General features: G+C 39.1%; 18 protein-coding genes, 1 tRNA gene and 1 pseudogene. 4 read left to right on the top strand and 16 right to left on the bottom strand.

Going from position 1 to position 16,338, the window contains the following annotated elements; genetic code table 11:
• Window positions 1-130: 130 nt before the first annotated feature.
• The 4 genes and pseudogenes from ACPEEM_RS01270 (at window position 131) to ACPEEM_RS01255 (ending at window position 2,690) form a co-directional block, all read left to right on the top strand.
• Window positions 131-592, top strand: coding sequence for a DoxX family protein (locus ACPEEM_RS01270; RefSeq protein ID WP_424402493.1), 462 nt, complete (start codon window positions 131-133; stop codon window positions 590-592).
• A 37-nt stretch (window positions 593-629) separates the two neighbouring features.
• Window positions 630-911: pseudogene (locus ACPEEM_RS01265) on the top strand (hypothetical protein); the annotation flags it as partial.
• Window positions 912-1,063: 152 nt separating this feature from the next.
• Window positions 1,064-1,984, top strand: a complete 921-nt coding sequence (locus ACPEEM_RS01260) for a DUF692 domain-containing protein (protein WP_424402492.1) — start codon at window positions 1,064-1,066, stop codon at window positions 1,982-1,984.
• Window positions 1,974-2,690 (top strand): DNA-binding domain-containing protein, encoded by a 717-nt coding sequence (locus tag ACPEEM_RS01255; RefSeq protein WP_424407451.1) that lies wholly within the window; start codon window positions 1,974-1,976, stop codon window positions 2,688-2,690. The genes ACPEEM_RS01260 and ACPEEM_RS01255 overlap by 11 nt, the downstream gene beginning before the upstream one ends.
• A 123-nt stretch (window positions 2,691-2,813) precedes the next feature.
• On the opposite strand, the gene ACPEEM_RS01250 is transcribed toward ACPEEM_RS01255, so the two are convergent.
• From ACPEEM_RS01250 to ACPEEM_RS01175, 16 genes are all read right to left on the bottom strand, one after another.
• Window positions 2,814-3,035, bottom strand: coding sequence for a hypothetical protein (locus ACPEEM_RS01250; RefSeq protein WP_424402490.1), 222 nt, complete (start codon window positions 3,033-3,035; stop codon window positions 2,814-2,816).
• Entirely contained in the window at window positions 3,032-3,592 is a 561-nt protein-coding gene (locus tag ACPEEM_RS01245; protein WP_424402489.1) for a sigma-70 family RNA polymerase sigma factor, read from the bottom strand. The genes ACPEEM_RS01250 and ACPEEM_RS01245 overlap by 4 nt, the downstream gene beginning before the upstream one ends.
• A 540-nt stretch (window positions 3,593-4,132) precedes the next feature.
• On the bottom strand, window positions 4,133-4,879 hold the full coding sequence (locus ACPEEM_RS01240) for a hypothetical protein (RefSeq protein WP_424407449.1): 747 nt from the start codon (window positions 4,877-4,879) through the stop codon (window positions 4,133-4,135).
• Window positions 4,879-5,382 (bottom strand): hypothetical protein, encoded by a 504-nt coding sequence (locus ACPEEM_RS01235; protein WP_424407447.1) that lies wholly within the window; start codon window positions 5,380-5,382, stop codon window positions 4,879-4,881. Before ACPEEM_RS01235 ends, ACPEEM_RS01240 begins: the two co-directional genes overlap by 1 nt.
• Window positions 5,379-6,725: a hypothetical protein gene (locus ACPEEM_RS01230; protein WP_424407445.1), complete on the bottom strand. Its 1,347-nt coding sequence runs from the start codon at window positions 6,723-6,725 to the stop codon at window positions 5,379-5,381. Before ACPEEM_RS01230 ends, ACPEEM_RS01235 begins: the two co-directional genes overlap by 4 nt.
• Before the next feature lie 10 nt (window positions 6,726-6,735).
• Window positions 6,736-7,092, bottom strand: coding sequence for a hypothetical protein (locus ACPEEM_RS01225; RefSeq protein ID WP_424407443.1), 357 nt, complete (start codon window positions 7,090-7,092; stop codon window positions 6,736-6,738).
• Window positions 7,093-7,100: 8 nt separating this feature from the next.
• Complete coding sequence (locus ACPEEM_RS01220; RefSeq protein ID WP_424402773.1) at window positions 7,101-7,793, bottom strand: hypothetical protein; 693 nt, start codon at window positions 7,791-7,793, stop codon at window positions 7,101-7,103.
• Window positions 7,794-7,802: 9 nt separating this feature from the next.
• Entirely contained in the window at window positions 7,803-8,060 is a 258-nt protein-coding gene (locus tag ACPEEM_RS01215; protein WP_424402772.1) for a DNA helicase UvrD, read from the bottom strand.
• Window positions 8,050-8,625, bottom strand: a complete 576-nt coding sequence (locus tag ACPEEM_RS01210) for a DUF4376 domain-containing protein (protein WP_424407441.1) — start codon at window positions 8,623-8,625, stop codon at window positions 8,050-8,052. The genes ACPEEM_RS01215 and ACPEEM_RS01210 overlap by 11 nt, the downstream gene beginning before the upstream one ends.
• A gap of 8 nt (window positions 8,626-8,633) precedes the next feature.
• Window positions 8,634-11,096, bottom strand: a complete 2,463-nt coding sequence (locus tag ACPEEM_RS01205) for a hypothetical protein (protein ID WP_424407439.1) — start codon at window positions 11,094-11,096, stop codon at window positions 8,634-8,636.
• Window positions 11,089-13,020, bottom strand: coding sequence for a hypothetical protein (locus ACPEEM_RS01200; protein WP_424407437.1), 1,932 nt, complete (start codon window positions 13,018-13,020; stop codon window positions 11,089-11,091). The genes ACPEEM_RS01205 and ACPEEM_RS01200 overlap by 8 nt, the downstream gene beginning before the upstream one ends.
• Before the next feature lie 43 nt (window positions 13,021-13,063).
• On the bottom strand, window positions 13,064-13,450 hold the full coding sequence (locus ACPEEM_RS01195; RefSeq protein WP_424407435.1) for a hypothetical protein: 387 nt from the start codon (window positions 13,448-13,450) through the stop codon (window positions 13,064-13,066).
• A gap of 2 nt (window positions 13,451-13,452) precedes the next feature.
• Complete coding sequence (locus tag ACPEEM_RS01190; protein WP_424407433.1) at window positions 13,453-13,911, bottom strand: SAP domain-containing protein; 459 nt, start codon at window positions 13,909-13,911, stop codon at window positions 13,453-13,455.
• A gap of 49 nt (window positions 13,912-13,960) precedes the next feature.
• Window positions 13,961-14,959, bottom strand: a complete 999-nt coding sequence (locus ACPEEM_RS01185; protein WP_424407431.1) for a N4-gp56 family major capsid protein — start codon at window positions 14,957-14,959, stop codon at window positions 13,961-13,963.
• A gap of 31 nt (window positions 14,960-14,990) precedes the next feature.
• Window positions 14,991-15,869 (bottom strand): hypothetical protein, encoded by an 879-nt coding sequence (locus ACPEEM_RS01180; protein ID WP_424407429.1) that lies wholly within the window; start codon window positions 15,867-15,869, stop codon window positions 14,991-14,993.
• 313 nt (window positions 15,870-16,182) lie between these two features.
• A tRNA-Trp gene (locus ACPEEM_RS01175) sits at window positions 16,183-16,257 on the bottom strand.
• Between the last annotated feature and the right edge of the window lie 81 nt (window positions 16,258-16,338).

The following is a 16,338-nucleotide window of genomic DNA, read 5'->3' as shown; positions in this document are numbered from 1 at the left end:
GGAAATACATCACCTTTTATTGTCAGGAATGATTTCCTTTCAAGAAAACCATGATGCTTAAGGATAAGCATCTTTTAAGATGACAAGTTAAGGATAACTTGTCCTAACATAAAAGATTATGAGGCAAATAATGACTTCTACGAATTGCAATACCCAACGGATTGGCACAGGCATCGGTCTATTTGGTTTACGTCTTTTTCTCGCTTGGGAGTTTTTTGAAGCGGGCAAAGAAAAATGGAATGGTGAAAACTGGTTCACGGATGTTCAAGAAGGTTTTCCTTTCCCCTTCAATCTACTCCCAGCAGACTTTAGCTGGACATTAGCAATGGGGGCCGAACTTATCCTGCCTCTATTTCTTATCTTCGGCTTATTTACTCGCTTTAGTGCATTGAGTTTAGCGATTTTAACCGCAGTTGCATGGTATACCGTTCACGCAGGTGCAGGTTATAACGTATGTAATAATGGTTACAAAATGGCACTGATTTATTTAGTCACGTTGTTACCATTATTTACACAAGGAGCAGGGATGCTCTCTTTAGATTCTCTATTACAGAGAAAATATTCAACCAAGGATTGGTTGAAATTCCTCTAGTCGTTTAGCAACATTTCTATATTCAAGGAGATAAAACATGAAGAAATTAGCAACATTAGCGGCATTAGCCGGCGCATTAACCGTAGCAGTATCTACACCTGTCAGTGCTGAATCAAAATCTACTGAAAAAGCACCACATTGTGTTGAAGGTAAATGTGTAAAAACAAAAGCAGGTGAAGGGAAGTGTGGCGAAGGCAAATGCGGTGCACACGATCACAAAGCAAAAGCGGCTGAAGGGAAATGTGGTGAAGGTAAATGCGGTGCACATGACCACAAAGCAAAAGCAGCTGAAGGGAAATGTGGCGAAGGCAAATGTGGTGGCCATGATCACAAACATCCTCACAAAACAAAAGCAGCAAAATCTGCTGAAGGAAAATGTGGCGAAGGGAAATGCGGTTCTAAATAATAGCCTCATTGTGCTGGTGTAAATAATTACACCAGCCCTTTTTATCAAATTATGGAGTCAATACTATGTTACAAGGTGCAGGATTAGGGTATCGTCGAGATCTCGCAGAAGATTTTTTATTACTTCCAGACAACAGTGCAATTAAGTTTATGGAAGTCGCCCCAGAAAACTGGATAAAAATGGGCGGTTCAGCACGCTATAAATTTGATCAAGCCGCTGAAAGATTCCCACTTGCTGTACATGGTCTCTCGCTGTCTTTAGGTGGACAAGCCCCTTTAGATCGTCAGTTATTAAAATCCATTAAACAGTTAATGACACAATATCATTCTGTCTTTTTCTCTGAGCATTTAAGTTATTGTGAATGCGAAGGGCATCTTTATGATTTATTACCTATGCCATTTACAGAAGAAGCGGTGAAACACGTCGCTCAACGCATTCGTGATGTGCAAGATTTTTTAGGACTACAAATTTCCTTAGAAAATACCTCTTACTATTTGCATTCTCCAACTAGCACCATGAATGAAGTGGAATTCTTAAATGCCATTGCTCAAGAAGCAAATTGTGGTATTCATTTAGATGTGAATAATATTTATGTCAATGGCGTCAATCATGGATTACTTGATCCTTATGTCTTTTTAGATCAAGTGGATGTCAACCGTGTCAACTACATTCATATTGCAGGACATGATGAAGATCATTCTGCCGCACAGATTGTGAATGAAAGTGGCGAATCCTTTAACAAAGTCAAAGGAGAATACCGCCATTTACCAGAATTACTTGTGGATACTCATGGGGAAGCGGTGAAAGGGAATGTATGGGACTTGCTAGAATATGCATATCAACGTTTACCGCAAATTCCACCGACATTATTAGAAAGGGATTTTAACTTCCCTCCTTTTGCTGAACTTTACGCTGAAGTCGAACACATCAGCCAGTTACAACAAAAATATAATAAGTTGAATCAAGGAATCCGTCATGCAGCCTAAAGCCTCTCTTGTTGAAACACAACAAGCCCTTGCTCAGGCAGTACGCTTGGGAAGTGCCGATCCTTTGAATGGCTATGCCCCTCGTCGTTTAGCGGTGTATGCCCGTCTCGTGCGTAATAATACTTTCGGTTTTATTGATCGCTGTTATGTAGAAGCACCTCAACATATCACGCCAGCACAATGGAACGACACCAAAGAGACTTTTGTCAAAGAAGGCAAGGCACATTCCCCTTACTTTCAAGACATTGCGGGAGAATTTCTTGCATTTTGCCAAGCCCGCCAAGTCTTCCCTCAGCACGTGTTGGATTTAATGGATTTTGAACATACTCAATTACTTGCTGAAGTAGCAATGGCAAATGTGCCTGAAGAGTTTGAATGGGATAGAAATACCGTCATGCAATTCTCGCAAACGGCTTACCTAAAACAGTATGAGATCGATTTCTTTTCCAGTCAGTTCCGCCAGTTTGAAGAAAATCCAACCCAACTTGTTATTTGGCGAGACAGCGATTTTTCTGTCAACCAACAAAGCCTCTCAGAATTAGACTTTTGGCTACTCAGTTATTTACAAGAGCAGCCCAGTGCCCTAGAAGAGGTGTTATCTGCGTTAAATACGATTGTCGATGACAGCACCCCGTTAATCCCCTTGTTAGAACAAACTTGGGTGAAATGGGTAAACGCTGAAGTGATTTATCCAAAAGCGGCATAACCTGAGAAAGTAAAAAAACAATGCGATTCAGTGCGGTGAAAATTTTTAGAATTTACACCGCACTTTTTTATTTTTCAATATATTGCAGAAAAAAGAAAAGCATCTAAAAAGATGCCTATTTTATTATTTATCAGAAGAGGGCTGTGTGGGTTGCCTATCCACAGAAGCCTGAGTATGATCCGCAAATTGCTTCATCATCTGACTTAAACTATCACAGTTATGCCCAAAATTATCACAGCGTGGACATAACATACGATGTAAACGAACAGCAACAGATTCCGCAAAGGATAACGGCCTCTCATGAGATTCCGACATCAATTGGGTAATCTTAAAACAATATTTCATTTGTCTCCTCCCATCTTATTAGTTAAACAGTGTTGTAGCTGTAAACGTGCTCGATATAACATCACATGTAGATTAGACGAAGTAATTTGCTCAGATTTACAAATTTCTTCTGCTTTAAATTCTAAATATTCTCGCATCATAAAAATTTTTGCTTGTGCCGCGGGGAGACGGGTTAAACAAGCTTCAAATAATGCCCAAAACTGCTCGGAATACACTGTATTTTCATCTTCCTGTAAACGAGAGGGGGAATATTCCTTTTTCCAATTTCCACGCTCAAAAAAGCTGTTTTCATTTTCATCATCATCTTGCACTAAATCACTTTCCACAATAAACCGCTTACTGGTGCGAAGATAATCAATAATTTTATTTTTCAAAATAGCAAAAATCCATGTTTTTAATGCAGCTTGACGTTTAAAACTGTCAATATTTTTTAATGCACTGACAAATGCTTCTTGCACAAGATCTTCTGCTAACACAGAATCTTTTAACTGTAATTCTGCAAATCGTAACATTTGACCACGAATTTGCTCGATCTCTGCTGATGAAATACTTTGCATTGATTTTTATACCTTTTCTAAAACTAATAACGGCTAAACTAAATTCATTATGTATTAATAACAATATAAATAGTAATGGCTTTCAATAATTATATCATTTCATTATCTCATTTATAATAATAAATAGGTAGAAATATGATTTTTCTAATAGCGGGTTCCAATATGGATTCAATCATAATAAAAAGATCCAATTCATCTCATATAATATGTCATATGATGTGATAAAAGGCATGCTAAAATAAAGGATGATCTATTTTATGATGGCTCAAATGAGCGAGGAATCTTAGGCGTGGAAATAAAAAATATAAAGATAAAAAATATAAAGATAAAAAATAAAAATAAAAATAAAAAAGACCGCACTTTTGCGATCTTCTATTTTGTCAGTTTTCTATTTTTTGTTTGTCTATTCTTACTTTTCTATTTTACTTCTATTTATAGAAAATTTATTGACTTTTATAATGTGGTGCTCTGGGCGAGAAAACAAAATCTTTTTAAAACAACAAGATAAGCTTGTATTGGCGTAAAAATGGCGTTGCTAATTTATCGATTGTAATAGCTTTTATAGAAATTCAGCATTGGATTATTGCCATACTGCTCAATTTGTCTTTTGCTCATTTCTTTAAGAGTTCTTGAGTCAATATCACGTCTTGCTTGTTCAAGTGCCTCTTTATCATTAGCATTAATCATTTTTGGTCTTTCAACTTTAGGTAACGTGGCGACTTCTACAACTGGTTCTTGTTCTTCTTGTTTTAAACTTTCAGGAACAAAACCGCCAGATAGAATGTTATGTTTTATTCTCACACGCTCGCCTAGTCCACTGTTATTGCCAAGTGCATAATACTGATCGCTTTTTTTAATCTCATCAATGCCTTGTTGAATTCTATCTCTTTGTTCGATTAATTGAGCAATACGGCCTTTATCTCCGCCAGACTCAGCAATTGCTTGGTTAATCGAGTCTATTTGTTTCATTCCGTCTTCTATTGCCAAAGACATATCATTGAATTGATTTATATTATCTTTATTTCCACCACTAATTCCTACACCATCTCTAAGCCTTGATGCAGCTAGTGATATTGCGTTTTTGTGCTTTATTGACTCCATTTCCTTTTCTTGCTGGAATTTCTTTTCTTGCATATCAAGCTCGTGCAATCTACCTTTTTCTGACTCATCCGCATAAAACTTGAATTTTCTATCATCCGCTTCTTTTTTCCAAGCCTCATCCGCAACCCCTTTCATTCCAGTGCCAAGACCTTGAGCAATTGCACCTAAAATACCACCGAATCCCATTACATGCCTCCTTGCTCAAATGCTGGTTGAGATTGTTCACTTTTTTGTTGTAACGCTTGAGCAATCTGGTTAATCATTGATACATATTGTTGTTCTTCTTCTGGTGGTAACATTCCATCAGATAGATCACCGAATAATTCCAATGCTCTTAAAAAGACATCAATAAACACGTCATCTAATTCATCTTCTGGTACCCCCATTTGTTGCAATAAATTCATAGCAATATCTTTAGCGACTTGAATCATAACTTGTGGTGGAATTGTTTTGCCATTTTGGCGTGCCGCTTGAAGATTGGAAATCATTGCGGTTGCGACCAAATCTGCCACGCCCTCAACAGCCCCCTTTTCTTGAATGCGTTGTTGTGCAACACCAGCAATTGCTCGTGCAGAATTTTCCATTAGAAATTGATACATTTGCCCCATATCACCACCTCCTTGTTGCTGTTCTGCCAGTTGTGGTGCTTGAGCTTGTTTTGGTGCCATTGAATCTAAGATACCCATCATTTAATCTCCTTTTTTACTTTTACTTCACCCCAAAGATTTCCTATTGATGGAATCCCGTAATAAGGCACATCCAAGGGTTTAGGTTGTTCTTTAGGTTTTTGATTCGCTAAGTGATTTAACCTGTGAGATAGAGTGGAGAGAATCCCTCCGCCATCATTATTTTTACCGTAAGTTTGCTCAAACTCTTTCTCTTCTCTTTTTCTTTTTTCGTGTCTAGCCACTCTTGCCTCATAGCGAGAACGAGCCTCAGGGTCATAAGAAAGATTTTTCAAGGAATTTGAAACGCTATGTTCTGTATTTGCCCAGTTAGCCCCTAAACCAACAACAGAAGCAATGGGGGCGACCGCTGGCACAAATGAGCCAATACTTGATACAGCTTCTAAACCAGAGAGAATATTACTTTTATTTCTCTCAAGTTCTCTCTCACCACGCTCTCTTCCTAATGCATTTGCCTGTTTTAATGCATTGTTTAGGGAAGAAACTCGATTCTCATTTTCGATATTATTGTATATCGTACCTGCTCTACCACTTAATGCGGAGAGAATAGATCCCCCAACAACGCCAGCAACAGGATTAACCTTAGCTAAAGCATTAGTCACCGCACCCGCACCTAGTCCGCCAATATGTTGACCGACAAAATTACCCGCAATATCTCTTGGTCTATTTTCAATGGCATCAAGGGCTGATCCTCTATACTGACTTTGAAAAGCAGAAAATGGCGTATCTCTTAATTCTTTTATCTGGCCTTGTAGATTGTGGTATTCCAATGCCCCGAAACCAAACCTTTTTTCTACTTGCTGCCTTAGGTCGTTTTCATCTTTAAAGTTATTTTGTCTGACAAAATCTCTTATCTGATTATTAAAATCTCTTATCTGTTCTCGGCTTTGAATGTTATTTGCCAATAAACCAGTGCTACCACCACCCGTTAAGGAAGTGACCTTTTTAGCATGATCATCTTTTGTTGCTGATAGAAACTGTCTTGTTGAAGCAATTGCAGAACTAATCGCTCCTCGCCCTTCATTAAATGAGTTTGTGTAACCTTTATCGGCTCCGTATCGGTTTAAATGGTTATTCATTCTGTCATTAGTGTTAACATAACCATTCCCCGATTCATGCTCTTCCCAACCACTCCGCCCCTCATCCGACACACTCTCACCACCCACAGGATTGTATGCTGGATGAGTCGGCTCTAGTCGATTCGATGAACCAAAATGGCGATCTTCATCATGGTCTTTGTCATTCTCCCATCCACCAGACCAATCACTGCGACTTCCATCATCGTGAACTGTTCTTTCTCGGTCATATCCTCCGCCAATATCACCATCATATTCTGTACGAGCCATTACTTACCCCTTACATTACTTTTTTCTTACCATCTGATCGTTTTTTCATTTCAGTTAAAATCCCACCATTTGCGAGATTAGGTGCATCATCTACAACAAGACCACCATAACCAAAATCGACATCTGGCACCGCAGAATATTTTTCTTTCATTTTGTCTTGAAGACCTAATAACTCTTTCTGATATTCAAGCATATTTTTATATTGTGCCTCTTGTTGTCGCATCAGGTCTTTATTGGCTTGTTTTTGAGCATAATAACTCCCCACCCCCGTAAGAATGCCGCCAAAGAGATTTGTCGCCGCAGGGTTTTCCTGCATCCAATTAGCCGCTTTAGTTATTCCACTGATTACACCATCGAAATATGACATACTTCCTCCTATTGCATTGATACGGTAGGCACGCCAAGACTTGGAAAGTTAACCCAATCTTTTTGCGTGGTTGGCATGCGTTTCATAAAATCCACCATAAAAGCAAGTTCTGAGTCACGGCTTGCTTTTAGCTGATTAATCGCTTTTGCCTTATCCTCCTCTTTCATGCCTGTATTATTCAAAATGCCCGCAATTTGAGCATCAAAGTTATTGGCTATTTGCATAGTAAAATCGATTGATTTACCAATTGTATTAGCAGAAACCTGAGCCCCTAGCTCTTTCATTGCATTATTGTGAGATAGATCGGCATTTAACCTTGCAATCTCTTTCTGATGAGTGCGATCTAAATTTGCTTGTGTCGCAGCAAAGGTTTGTTGATCACGTTGCATACTTAATTGATGTTGATTCCCTGCATCAACTTGAGCGATTGGCATTGCCGCATCAACCATTGCTCTTTGACTAGCCTCAATCCCCAATGTTGAGTTTTGCAATCCACGACTTGCCGCCATGCGTTCACCTCTTGCCGCAGCTGTATTCATTAATAATGAATTCGCATTAAGGTTATTTGCGACTTGTCCCGCCATGGTTTGTTGGTTATTAGGCGGTGGTGCTTGTGTGTTGAGTGTAGGTGGTTTAGGTTGTGTAGGGGCTAGCCCTTTATTTTTATTGAGAGCTTCACTCATTGAATTAAGAATACCCATATCATCTCCTTATAAATGAGAAAACGCCGATGGATATTGTCGGCGTTTCACTTCTGATTCGTATGCTTGTTTGCAATGGTCTTTCTGCCAAAAGAAGATTTTATTTATCGCTTTATAGGACCATAACCACTTTTTCTTTGGTTTTTTCGCAAGGATAGCACCACGATAAGCACGGCTGGACAATGTTTCATCTGGACTTCCAGATAAAAACGTATTAAAAAGCTGATCGAAAGCAATTGCGATATTTAACCAATATTTACCCTTCATAAATTGCACTCCATCCTGTTGAAAAATCATAATTAAGTGGATCGTCAGATGCCAGCATTGCTAGTCTGTGTTTTTCTGCATTGATATGGTCTGCGTTTTCTGTCTGTACCATTTGAGCGAAAATCTCATTTAATAAAGTGCGGTCCATTTTAATAAAAGAGTTGTCGTAACATTTCCAATTCACCTCACCAAGTAAATCAATCACTTTATCTAAACCAAGATACTTTGTTTTTTCTTCCTCGCCCGTCTGAAACCACTTGCCCACTCTTTCAATATAAACACCACCCAGACCGTTTTGATAGCGTTTTTCCTTGATTCTTTCCCAAGCGCTGGCTTTTATTTCTGCCATTGCTTCTTCATTGATTATCCATTTATCCCCATTCCAACTATGATATGAAGATGGCGGATTCTCAACAAACTTGTATTGCCCATCATGAGTAACCATCACTTTTCGATCGAGTTCTGATGCATCTTCAATCTCCCATTCCACAAAATCCTCTAGATTGTTAGGCTCTGGGAAAATTTGATAATTGCGTGGATTTTCTTTTGAAAAATAAACCTTCATACTCACTCCTATAATAGGTAAATTTGTTTTAGGTCATAGTTAATTTGAGATTGAGCGACTTTCGAGACAGTTAATGTTCTGCCATTATTCGACACCCTAAAGCCAAATTCTCCGCATTCAAATGATTCATTTTCACCACCAATAAACACGATTATGTCTGAATAATTATCTGAAATATTTATTGTGGTAGAAATAGGGGGGACTCGAAAAATTTTATTCAGACGTCGCATGTTTGTGCTTGTACCTCGTTCGCTTGTAATCGTTGTTTGTCCATGCTCAAGTGTTTTAAAAACGGCAAATTTCCCTCTGATATCCTCACTTAGCTGTACCGTAGAATCTGCTGATTTTAAACTGACTGACCCCTCAAAAATACGCTTTGGTTTTCGCCCAATTTCTTTCCATTCTCCCCACGCCCCGTTTAGGCTTGCTAATGTTCTATGTTGAATCTCGTCAGAATAAGAGCGAAAAGCGATTTGTCTACACCATCTTGAATCATTTCCGCTTATAACAATAAGATGGTACGCATTTCTACTTGGAAGATTTACTCCTCCATCAGTGAAAGCATAAATCCCGTCTGACTTTAAAGTGTTAACATCTGTTTCTCTCGGCATTCTTTTCACATTAAATGATAAATTTCCACTGTGCCAGATTGGGTTGTTGTTGTAAGTAAACCGCCCATCTCTATGAATGCGTACCGTTCCACCACCTGAATGATTAAACCTCCAGTGAGTGTTGTCATTATCTGCACCCATTTCACCGTATTTATTTTCACTTAAAATATTTTCCGTAGTGGCGAATCGGATCAAATTTTGAAATCGAGCTATTTTCTTAAAGGTCTTTTCACCATCAATTTGCTGATTACCTGTCAGTGAGGCTTTACCATCAATAAGATCTTTTAATTGTTTAGCTGCATTAGCTGAAACAGGCACATCTACTCGAGTGCTATCTGTACCATTATAAATTTCTAATGTTACCCCATAGCCAGAAAGTGTTGTCGGTTTGTCTTTTAATGCCGTAAAAGAAACGGCACAGTCATTCTCACGGTCGGAAATAACCCCACTATCACTACTTACTTCAAATGTAATTTCTTTGTCTGACAAGTTGTTATCTGAAATGAGTTCAACATAGATATAAACAGGGTTATTGTTATTTTTACGTTTATGAAGTTTAATAAACGGTGTGTTATTCCCTCCCATGTGAACGGTAGGCTCTAGATAAAAATTAGATTTCGTCTTGCCAAATGTTTTTGTGCAATCAAGCGACTGCCCCCATACTCGCCCTGGATTAATCCCGATCGCCCCCCTCATCTCAATTAATCCGCTTGCATCCTCATCTCCCCAAGATCCTAAAATGCTAATATTAATAATACCCGTAATACCAATATTTCTAGGTAGATTGATTTTGATAATTTTCTTGCCAGAGAGATTCGTTATCGCTTTGTAATATCCACGTTTTTGATTGAAGATTGCATCTGTTTTGCTTAATTTCTCATCTTGCAATGCTTTACCCATTGCAGCAGAAAGTGCTGAAGAAGTTGATGTGCTTGTTAAATTATTTATAACTGGGGTGGTATTAGCACTAGATGCTGCTCTCTCCGCTCGTCTAGCACTTTCGCTTGCCGATTGTGCAGAATTTTCCGCATTTGTCGCAGATGTTGATGCTCTTTCCGCTTCGCCTGTAATAAGCGTCGCCTTTTCTGTCGCTGTTTGTGCTGAGCGTTGAGCTTGTGTTGCGGAATTTAAAGCCTCTCTTGCTTTTTGTTCTGTTGTACTTTTTAGTGAGTTAATTTGAGCTAGTGCATTTGTGACTTCTGTAGCTTTTTGACTTGCAATTTCTTTACTCGAAAGGGCGGAATCTTTGGCACTTAAAGCGGTGCTTGCTGATTGCTCTGCACTTTCTTTTGATTTTCTTGCTTTGACTGCGTGGTGGTATGCTGAAAACTCACCACCAGATACCGCATTATTTTCTGGGTTAACTGCCCATTTTCTCGCATTCGTTTCGGAATTAAGGGCGTTTTGCTTCGCTTGCTCCACTATACTTGAGGCATTTTTAATGCTATCTGCTTTTTCTGTTGCAATTCTAGCTTGAGTTGTTGCAGTATCCGCTTTTTCGGTGGCGATCTGCTCTGCACTCAATGCATGCTGCTTAGCTGATGCCGCACTTTCCGCATCTCTTGATACCTGCTGAGCTGCCGCTTCAACCTCCTCCGCTCTTTCCTCGACCACTCTTTTACTCTCTAAAACAGAATTTTGCCCTGTTCTTAATTGCCCGTAAGTTGCAGGGTGGTTGTCTTCTGTTGGTTCAGGGATTACAGGGCTTACCGCAAAGCCTTTGCCGTCATTTCTTAATGTAGGCAATTTATCTAAATGAGCTTGAACCATATCAAACTCTTCTGATACCGCTTTGCCATCTGCTTTAGTGTAAGGTAGAAAATCGTGTTTTCTTCTGTATTTTTCCGCTTGATTAGACACGTTGGAATCTCCGTGGTATGAAATTTAGAATAAGCCCTGTCAATTCAAATTGAGGGGAATATAAGGAACTGCCTGAGAATGAGATGGATATATTCTTGCTATGCCCATGAAGATGCAAGCTTGGTGTTGAATAATCTTCTACCGACCATAGAAAATCATTCCATAAACTTTCATTCCAGCGACCACCATCACCTACCGCCTGAATTTCCCTCGGCAAGTTAGGGGAATGGAAATCAGAGTTGTAATCAAGGTCGAATCTATATTGAAATTTCATCATACCTTTAGCTGTTGCTTGCAACTCCGCACTTTTCCAGCTTTTTATGTGTATAGGTGAACCGCAATGATTGAAAGCCATTTTTACCACCCAATCAATTGGTTCGCCTGAAAAGGAATAGCACTTATCAGATTGTCTATACACCTTACCATCGCTAAAAGCTAAAAATGTGTAATGGTGACTCTGCCAGACCCCTTTTATCTTTTGAGGGTAATTAAAGTAAGAACACTTGGTTTGCCCATCTGGCATTAGCATCATGCAAATATGCAATGCATTTTCAGAATAAAATCTAACTTGATTGGATTTTGCTTTAGTTGATGAATAGATGATGTTGTTTTCTACAGGTTTAAAGCCTAGTTTTCGACTTGAATCAGTTTCACTGAGTTTGAAATCGCCAAATTGTTCTGTCTGATCGATACGAATAATTCCGTGTTGACTAACCGCAATGGGCATGAAAACATTTTGTAATGTACCTGATTTAACGCCCACTCTTGAAATGTCTTTTAAAACCCAATCATCACGAGTTGAACCGTAAAGTGCGGTCACTTTATGCTTACAACCAATTAATAACACGCCGCCAACGGTTGAAGAAAGTGCGGTAATTTCATCACCAACACTAAATTGTTCGGCACCTAAAATAACGGACCATTTTGTGGGATTTCCAACCAATGAATGCCCAAATTGCCCACCTTTGAAAGAAATAAATAGATGATTTCGATGAGAACAAATATAGGTAGGGTTTTCGGTGTAAGTGGCAATAGGAATAATTATTCCGTTAGGTCTTACTTCAATAACTTGTAAACCATTACAACCATAAGCGTATTGTGTGTGCGGACTTCCGTAGAAATTATGATAGATGAACTGCCAAACACCATCTTTACCTAACAGTACTTCATCACAAGATTTCACTTTCGCCACAGTACGACCTGAAATAGTAATTTGAGCTTCGTTAGATATGTTCATGGTTGTTACAATAAACCCCGCTGAATCATCCGCAGAAAGGACAGCTGAAAGGATTGTTGACTTTTTAGACCCAATAGAAAACTCAATGCCATCAATAAGATCTTTCGGATTGGTGATTTCTTTTAAGTGGGCAACATAAGTCTTTTGAGGGGGTTGCCAACCGCTTTCAGTAGCAATAAAAACACCGCACTTTTCATCTTGATTTCGAAAAGCAATAATTTGGTCGTGTAGCTCAACAACACCTAAAACATTTCCATCCCCTGGTACCTCTTGAACAAGATTTACCCCCACTTGGAATGCTTTTGCCTGATAATGTTGATATTTCTCAATATCACCCGCATCAATTAATGGCGTTGATAATAATCTATACTCTTGACTTTCTAATCTAAACGAATCGCCTGCATGACTAGTCAGTTTACCTAACACAGCGACAACAATAATATTGTCATTTATATCTATGATATGGCATGTTTTACTGGATAATTGAAAGGTTTTGCCGATATGAAGACTGTCTACCACCCGATCTAACATAATAGAAAAATGCATCATATCAGAAGGCGTGGTGCGTCCGTCTATACATTCAAACCCTTCAATTCTTGAGAATCCCCCTTCGTAGTTTGGCTGAACATTAAGAGCCATAATAGCCTCGCTGTTAGCTTTAACAATTGGTGGGGTGGTTAAATCCATGCCACCACTAATTGCAACAAATTGAGACTGGATTTGAGGAATCTTAAGCAATGTGGATACCTCTTAGAAAATCACGGCAAAATAGAGATAAATACTTATCCCACTCTCTTTCTCCTCTTATAACCAATTCTTGGGCATTAAGCGAAATTGCTTTATTCGCCATGGCAAAATAAACAATTGCCAAATGGTATTGCTCAGGAATAAATGGCGTGTCAGTGGAAACATCTAACACTTGTATATTCCCCTGTGAGAATCCATTAGCCCAAAAATGATCATCCCAAGGTCTTAGAATCTGAATATCAGTCCATGCCTCACGAATAGCATTGACGTATTCAAGGCTCCGCCCACGTTGATTGGTTACCTGTGTTGGACCTTCACCAGTATCATTCATTTCTTGGCGAAGGCGTTGGGCAAGTTGCAAGAAGTTCATTATTACTCTACATAACCTAGGAAGGTGATATTGTAGCGAGGAACAAAGACTTCCTCTAATGAACCATCTTTATTTTGCTCGTAGGTGTTATCTCCAGCACTTGATAATAAAATGTAAGCAGGCTCAGGGATCACCACCTCCTTATTGCGTTGGATTAATGCATCCCAATCATTAATAGACACATAAACATCACTGCGATCGCCGTTAGATTCCGCAATCTTAATTCTGACTTTCTTTTGCTTATTGAGTGGTAAATCGATTTTATCAGATAAAATTTCTTCATCACTTTCTGTGTTGTCAGGCTTGTTATTATTACGTTCTAAACCGTTCGCTTTTTCATACTCAAGAATTGCATCAATAAGCTCATTCTTTGTCCCGTCTTTTTCAATACCACAAACATCACGCAAGTGAGCTTTTAATTCTTCAACTTTTGAAGTGAGTGAGATAAATGGATATGACATAATTTTTCCTCTTAAAAAAACCCGCAACAAAACGTCACGGGGTTATTAGTTAAAGTTCAGTAGCAGCCGCTTCGATACGAACAAGCCACGCTTCGTTTAGGGTTTTAGCTGCGTGCCAAGCAATCCAGCCAACTGAACCTGTTTGACCTAGTTCATTGCCTTTTTCTGCTTTACCTGGATTGCGGATTTTCATTTGTGCGGACTCTTTGCCTTTTAATGGACACACCGCAAAAGCATCTTGCCCAAACACGATAATCTTATACACATCAGCATTTGTACCACCAGTAGCTACTACTTTACCTCCTGCGGCTGCACCACTATTTGTCGATGGGGCAAATAATGGCGAAGTGATAAAGCGAACGTTTTCAACCGACCCTAACTCTTGTGGTGAGATTGGTGAACGTGAGCCATATTCAGCCACTGGTGTGAAGTTAGGAAGATTGCGAATATCAGATTCTAAGTCTGTATGGCATACCGCAATATAAGATGCTTCAATAGGTTTAGTGCCGTACTTGATAGAACCATCTAAGATAGATGTTTTCTTCTTAGCTCGGTTTTTCTGTAATTTACGCACTGCCGCACGAATGTGATTAATGCTTAACGGATCTTTAACAGCATTAGTTGTTGAGCCCGTGGTGTAAATTACATTTGTGCCACCACTAATAGCCCCCCAAGTCACCATCTCCGCTGTTTCCGCTGCTTGCTCACCCGAAATCATCGTAAGGTCTTTTAATACTGGGTCTTCGTGAGTGTCTTGAATAACATCAGTGATTTCAGTCCACGCACCATATTGCTTTAATTGCACTTCCACATCTTCATAAGACATTTTTTGTGCGGTTGGTGTAACACCTTCGGTTAATGGTGTTGTCGCTACAGGGAAAGGTTTAGGACGACGGAATTTAATGGTTTGTGATTTGTTTTGTGGAATTGGCTTGGTTTGTGCCAATTTTGATAACACCAAGATTGGTTCAGCGTGTGCCAACATTTGAGCATCGGCATAAACTTGAGTACGAGGTGAAATATCGGAGTATTTGGTTGTATTAGACATAATCTATGTTTCCTTAATCTGATGAACTTAATTAACGAAATCGCCCTTTATCTAATTGAGCAGCGATTTGATTGAATAAAGCCTCCTCATCAACTTCCTCTCCTCCTTTAGGGGTATTTAAGCCGTTAGGAAATGACATTGCGGAAAGCTGTTGAGTTTGCTTAACTCTTCGTTCAGCATTTGCGGATAGCGTGTTTTTGTACTCTTTTAGAAGATAAATGGCATCATTTGGATCGTTAGATGAAAACATGGCTTGAATACCAGTAGGCTGTCTTCCTAGCCATGTTCCAAATTGCGGATCAGAGAGAATCTGTTCGGCATCTGGAATAATTCCCGTCACATAATGAATCCCCTCTTCTAGCTCTTGTTGAGCTAAGTCACGCATATTGGATTCGGCAATACTGTTGAGAGGTTTTGAAATATCGTCAAAACGCTTTTCTTGCTGGTCGATTAATTTACTAATGACAGCGGCGACTTCTGGATAGTCTTCTTTTAACTGGTCTAAATCCCCAGTTAATTGCGGTTTGCTTTGCTGTTTTAATTGCTCAATCTCAGCGAGAAGACGTTGATTTTCTGCTTGTTTTTGTTGATATTTCTTATTTAACGCACCAACACGACCGATTTGTGAACGAGCGTTTTGTTGATAGCGTTTTTTATCTGCTTCTAAATTGCGGAAATTTTCTTTCACTTCATCGGAGGCGTTAGCTAACCATTCAGGAAGCTCATCTTTCACATCCTCTTTTTGAGGTTGATCTTGATTTTCTTCACGCTGATCGGGCGTGTCCTTTGGGGTTTCTTCTGCATCTAATGGCTTTTCAGTAGCAGTAAGTTCACCAGAAGTTTCAAGAGATTGAGCGGCTTCTTCAAAAGCGGCATCTGCATCAAATTCTTGGTGTTCTTGATTTTCCATGTATTACTCCTAAAGCGGCATTATGCGGCTTGTGTAATTGGTTGACATAAAAAAACCGCACTTGATTGCTCAAAGTGCGGTCGTGAATTAGTTAAGTTTTAATGTGGATATAAGGGATTGAAGTTCTCTTACTTGCCCACGCAAAATATCGTACTGTTGCTGAGTCAATCCCTCTTGACATAAGTCTTGCTGATATTCTGATATGCGCTTTTCGAAGAATGTTTTTAACTCTCGTCTATCAGCTTCGTTATTTAAAATTGTCATATTTTAGTCATAAAAAAAGCCCAGTCCGTTAAGACTAGGCTTGTGAATGTGGCAAAGGCGGTAGGACTTGAACCTACAACGTACGGCTTTGGAGACCGCTGTTCTCCCATTGAACTACGCCCTTAAATAAAAAAAGCCAAAAAGTAAAGTAAATTACAATTTGGCTATTATGGGAAATAATAGTGCAAAAAACTCCTTGTGTCAA

Source organism: Pasteurella pantherarum (genome assembly GCF_049670885.1).
Taxonomy (GTDB): Bacteria; Pseudomonadota; Gammaproteobacteria; order Enterobacterales; family Pasteurellaceae; genus Pasteurella.
This window is presented reverse-complemented; position numbering and strand designations above follow the sequence as displayed.